The sequence below is a fragment of the Xenorhabdus littoralis genome (genome assembly GCF_033949345.1).
Classification (GTDB): Bacteria; Pseudomonadota; Gammaproteobacteria; order Enterobacterales; family Enterobacteriaceae; genus Xenorhabdus; species Xenorhabdus littoralis.
This window is the reverse complement of record NZ_VCDP01000332.1, coordinates 1-374: the sequence shown is the minus strand read 5'-3', so window position 1 is coordinate 374 and position 374 is coordinate 1. Positions and strand designations below refer to the sequence as shown.

Here is a 374-nt window from a genome sequence, read left to right as displayed (position 1 = left end):
ACTTTAGCTTATTATGGAGGTAAGTGTGCAATTTATGGATAAAAGTTCAATTTTAAAACAAATGTATTTTATTTTATTTCCGGTAACACTTTTTCTATCTCTAAATATTTATCAATGGATTGTTAAAAGTGATTACTCATTTACAGGATATATAATCCAAAATTTAATTATTGTAGCATTAGCGTTAGTAGCAGCTATCATAGCTTATTTAATTACTAAAAAAAATATTTAACACATAATGTTAGTCTAAATAACAGAAAATTCTAACCCTTATTCTTATTTTGTATTATACTGGTTATGTACAGGTAAAATGGTTTACAAGTTAATTTTTCCTCGTTTCAAAAAAAGTCCATTCTTTTCATAAGAATGGACTT

Annotated in this window: 1 protein-coding gene; it reads left to right on the top strand. The window is 24.6% G+C overall.

What is annotated here, in order from left to right:
* The first annotated feature begins 34 nt into the window (after positions 1-34).
* Positions 35-232, top strand: a complete 198-nt coding sequence (locus FE394_RS19780) for a hypothetical protein (protein ID WP_000361625.1) — start codon at positions 35-37, stop codon at positions 230-232.
* The last annotated feature ends 142 nt before the right edge of the window (positions 233-374 follow it).

Excerpts from the sequence above, each read along its gene's own strand:
- FE394_RS19780 (WP_000361625.1), top strand. The coding sequence starts at position 35 with ATGGATAAAAGTTCAATTTTAAAACAAATGTATTTTATTTTATTTCCG.